4 protein-coding genes and 1 pseudogene are annotated in these 4070 nt (G+C 73.1%); 2 read left to right on the top strand and 3 right to left on the bottom strand.

Going from position 1 to position 4070, the window contains the following annotated elements:
- Together KBX53_RS24860 and KBX53_RS24855 are read right to left on the bottom strand one after the other, a co-directional pair.
- Window positions 1–294: pseudogene (locus tag KBX53_RS24860) on the bottom strand (insulinase family protein); the annotation flags it as partial.
- A complete protein-coding gene (locus KBX53_RS24855; protein WP_030333351.1) occupies window positions 291–1580 on the bottom strand; it encodes a pitrilysin family protein in 1290 nt (429 codons plus the stop codon). The pseudogene KBX53_RS24860 and the gene KBX53_RS24855, both read right to left, overlap by 4 nt.
- 102 nt (window positions 1581–1682) lie before the next feature.
- Here KBX53_RS24855 and KBX53_RS24850 point away from each other — a divergent pair, with 102 nt between their 5' ends.
- Window positions 1683–2420: a hypothetical protein gene (locus tag KBX53_RS24850; RefSeq protein ID WP_030333349.1), complete on the top strand. Its 738-nt coding sequence runs from the start codon at window positions 1683–1685 to the stop codon at window positions 2418–2420.
- On the opposite strand, the gene KBX53_RS24845 is transcribed toward KBX53_RS24850, so the two are convergent.
- Window positions 2387–2605, bottom strand: coding sequence for a hypothetical protein (locus tag KBX53_RS24845; RefSeq protein ID WP_030333347.1), 219 nt, complete (start codon window positions 2603–2605; stop codon window positions 2387–2389). The genes KBX53_RS24850 and KBX53_RS24845 overlap by 34 nt on opposite strands.
- Before the next feature lie 273 nt (window positions 2606–2878).
- Between KBX53_RS24845 and KBX53_RS24840 the strand changes: the two genes are divergently transcribed.
- Complete coding sequence (locus tag KBX53_RS24840; protein WP_030333345.1) at window positions 2879–3973, top strand: 3-deoxy-7-phosphoheptulonate synthase; 1095 nt, start codon at window positions 2879–2881, stop codon at window positions 3971–3973.
- Window positions 3974–4070: the final 97 nt, after the last annotated feature.

Raw genomic sequence — 4070 nt, 5'->3', positions numbered from 1 at the left:
GTCCAGGCCGGTCGACAAGGCGGTGCCGAGCCCTTCGACGGCGAGGGCGTACGCGGCGGCGTCCCGCTGCGCGGTCCCCTCCTCCAACGCCTTGGCCAGCACACCGGACAGGCCCTCCTTGCCGACCGGCTCCTGGCCCGCGCCCACGTCGAGCAGCAGCAGGGCCACGGCGAGGTTCTGCCCCGGCAGGTGCGCGGCGACGACCTGACCACCGGCCACGGCGCGGCGGACCACCGGCGGGAACCGGTACGGGCGGGCGGCACCCGGGCCGGGACGGTCGGCGATCAGCGTCATGAGGTCTCCTCGGGCAGGTAGGTCAAGGTCACCCGGTCGGTGGCGAGCACGTCGGCGGCGGCCTCGGCGATCTGCTCGGCGGTGACCGCGAGCAGCGCCGGCAGGTGGTCGGCGACGCGGGCCGGGTCACCGAACTGCGTGGCGTACCGGCCGAGCAGGTCGGCGCGGCCGTCGACGGTGGACAGCTGACGCCACCAGCCGGTGCTGAGCAACGCCTTGGCCCGGTCCAGTTCGGCGGCGGTGACCGGCACGGTGGCCAGCTCGTCGACGACCTCGGCCAGCCCTTCGGCCAGCCGCTCGGCGCTCACTCCGGGACGGGCGGTGGCGGTGGCGATCAGTGGTGCCGGGCCGTGCGCGAGGTCCACCCCGTACGCCCCGACCAGGTCCGGCTGCGCGATCCGCTCGCCGTCGGCGAGGCGCTGGTAGAGCCGGCTGCCCCGGCCGCTGCCGAGGACCGTGGCGAGCACGGTGATCACGTCGTACCCCGGGCTGCCGAACGGGTAGCTGCGGTGGGCGATGTACACCCGCGGCGCCGGCACGTCGGCGCTGACCGACTCGACGGCCGTCTGCCCGGTGGCGGGGACGCTGCGGCCGTCCGGTGCGGGCGGGATGTCGTCGCGGGCGGGCAGCGCGCCGAAGTACTTGTCGGCGAGCGCGAACACGTCGGTGGCGGTGGCGTCGCCGACCACGGTGAGCACCGCGTTGTTCGGCGCGTAGTAGGTCTGATGGAACGCCTGGAAGGTGGCGAGGTCGGCGGCGTTCAGGTCGGCCATCGAGCCGATCGTGGCGTGGTGGTAGGGGTGCCCCGGCGGGTAGAGCATCGGCAGCAGTCGCAACCAGGCGTCCCCGTACGGCACGTTCTCGTAGCGCTGCCGGCGCTCGTTCTTCACCACGTCCCGCTGGTTGTCCAGCGTCTCCTGGGTGAGGGCGGGGACCAGCCCGCCCATCCGGTCGGCTTCCAACCAGAGCGCCAGCTCCAGGTGCTCGGCCGGGACCGTCTCGAAGTAGTTGGTCCGGTCCGGGTTGGTGGTGGCGTTGAGTGAGCCGCCGGAGCCCTGGATCAGCTTCATGTGCTCGGTCTTCGCCACGTTCACCGAGCCTTCGAACATCAGGTGCTCGAAGAGGTGGGCGAAACCGGTCTGCCCGGCCGGCTCGTGCCGGGAGCCGACGTCGTACCAGAGGTTGACGGCCACGGCGGGCGCGGTGCGATCCTCACTCACCACCACGCGCAGGCCGTTGTCCAGTCGGGACGTCTGAATGGGCCAGGGGTAACCGCTGTCGGGCATGCCCCGACGCTATCTGATCTCGGGGGCGGAAAGGTGACGCGCTGTCGGTCGGCGAGCCGACCCGGGCGGCATCGGTGCGGCCGCGCGGGGTACCGGAGGGGAATGACCGTCACCCCGCTCCCGTCCCGGGCCGCCACCGCCGTCGAACGCGCCAGCACCGCACTCGGCCGGCTGCGCCGCGGCCGGCTGCTGCATCCGGCCGGTCGCTCGTTCGTCGGCGAGACGGTGATCTGGGGTACGCCGGGACCCCCCACCGGGGTCGCTCTGCTCGACGACCCCGGCCGGTACCGGACCACCGTCCGGCTCTCCAAGGGCACACCCACGCCGGGCAGTTGGCCGGACGTGCTGGGCCTCGCGGTGCGCCTGCACCGCGACGACGGCCGGCCGTTCGACCTGTTGGTCAGCTCCAGCGGCGCGGCCCCGGTGCTGCGGAACCTGCCGCTGCCCCGCCGCCGCTTCACCGGCACGTACAGCACGATCACGTGGTTCCGCGCAGGTCGGCGACGCCTCTGGCTGGCCGCGTTGGCCGACCCGGACGCGGCCGACCTGGGCCGCAGCCTGGCCACGGTGGCCGCCGCGACGCGGACGGACACCCCGCGCCTGGTGCTCGCGGTCGCGTCGGCGGTGGGGCCGTGGCGGCTGGTCGGGCAGGTCAGCCTCGGTGCCCAGCTCAGCGCCGAGCAGGACGCGGCGCTCGCGTTCGACCCGACGCGCAACCTGCCAGCCGAACTGCGGCTGGCAGGTCCGCTGGCCTGGCTGCGCGACCAGACCTACCGGGGGTCGCGCCGGGCGCGCGGGGCGACCGCTCAGTCCGGCGGTTCGACAGCGACAACGGTCTGATCCGACGTACGACGTTCCAGCACCGTGTCCGGGGCGGCGTTCTGGTCCGCCGTGCGGATGTCCGACTCGGTGAGGATGGCTTCCGCCTGCGCCTCCGGGTCGTCGCTGCCCACCGCCGTCTCCTCGGGCAGGAGGTGGTGTGCCCGGGACTCCACCCGGTCCTGATCGCTCTGTTCGTGTGTCATGGGACCCCTGTTACCCCGACCGCATCCCTGGCACGCGATGTTCGCTCCGCATCTTGGGACGACGGGCCGGGTGACCGCGTCCGGTCGGGTACGCTGGCCCGGTGACGCGTTCCTATCGATGGTTTAGGCAGCCGGCTCGCACGCCGGTGACTTCACCATGAACTGACGTCACCACGGACCGAGCCGGCTGGGCAGGAGCTGTCGTTCCTGCCCTTTTGCGTACGAGCAGCCGGCTCGTCCCGGGCACCGGCCCCGGGCACGGTCGGCGGAAGGATGCCCACCGTGACGACCCCGGAGACCGATCGGGTCAGCGATCAGCGGATCGACCGTGTCGTGCCGCTGACCACGCCCGCCCTGCTGCACCACGAGTTACCCCTTGATCCCCCGCTCGCGTCGGCCGTACTGAACGGCCGCCGTGCGGTGGGGCGCGTGCTGGACCGCGAGGACGACCGCCTGCTGGTGGTGGTCGGTCCCTGCTCGGTGCATGACCCGGCCGCCGCCCTCGACTACGCGCAGCGGCTGCGGACGGCGGCCGACCGGCTGGCCGACGACCTGCTGATCGTCATGCGGGTCTACTTCGAGAAGCCACGCTCCACGGTCGGCTGGAAGGGCCTGATCAACGACCCGGGGCTGGACGGCAGCGGGGACGTCAACACCGGGCTGCGGTTGGCGCGGGCGCTCCTGCTCGACGTGCTGCGTCTCGGCCTGCCGGTGGGTTGCGAGTTCCTCGACCCGATCACCCCGCAGTACATCGCGGACACGGTGGCCTGGGGCGCGATCGGCGCCCGTACCGTGGAGAGCCAGGTGCACCGGCAGCTGGCTTCCGGTCTGTCCATGCCGATCGGCATGAAGAACCGCCCGGACGGCAGCATCGGCACGGCGGTGGACGCGATCCGCGCCGCCGGGGTTCCGCACGTCTTCCCCGGCATCGACTTCTCCGGCACCCCGGCGATCATGCACACCCGGGGCAACACCGACGGGCACCTGGTGCTGCGCGGCGGGGGCGGCCGGCCGAACTACGACGCCGCGTCGGTCGCCGGGGCGCTCGATCTGCTCCGCGCCGCCGACCTGCCGGAGCGGCTGGTGATCGACGCCAGTCACGCCAACAGCGGCAAGGATCACCGCAACCAGCCGCTGGTGGCCGCGGACGTGGCAGCGCAACTCACCGCCGGCCAGCGTGGGATCACCGGCGTGATGCTGGAGTCGTTCCTGCTGCCCGGCCGACAGGAGCTCGACCCGACCCGGCAGCTGGAGTACGGCCGGTCGGTCACCGACGCCTGCCTCGGCTGGGACGACACCGCCGAGGTGCTCGACCACCTCGCCTCGGCCGTGCGGGCCCGGCGGGCCACAGTGCCGACGACGGTGTGACCGCCGACACCGGGCCGCACGGAACACGAGCGGGGGTCGGCTCGTTGACTGGGGTGTCGGTGTGCCCAGTGTCCCCGGGCCTCACCTAAATAGCCTT

Origin of the sequence: Micromonospora sp. M51 (assembly GCF_018070305.1) — a bacterium.
Classification (GTDB): domain Bacteria; phylum Actinomycetota; class Actinomycetes; order Mycobacteriales; family Micromonosporaceae; genus Micromonospora; species Micromonospora parva.
This window is presented reverse-complemented; position numbering and strand designations above follow the sequence as displayed.

Excerpts from the sequence above, each read along its gene's own strand:
- KBX53_RS24840 (WP_030333345.1), top strand. The coding sequence starts at position 2,879 with ATGCCCACCGTGACGACCCCGGAGACCGATCGGGTCAGCGATCAGCGG.
- KBX53_RS24855 (WP_030333351.1), bottom strand. The coding sequence starts at position 1,580 with ATGCCCGACAGCGGTTACCCCTGGCCCATTCAGACGTCCCGACTGGAC.
- KBX53_RS24850 (WP_030333349.1), top strand. The coding sequence starts at position 1,683 with ATGACCGTCACCCCGCTCCCGTCCCGGGCCGCCACCGCCGTCGAACGC.
- KBX53_RS24845 (WP_030333347.1), bottom strand. The coding sequence starts at position 2,605 with ATGACACACGAACAGAGCGATCAGGACCGGGTGGAGTCCCGGGCACAC.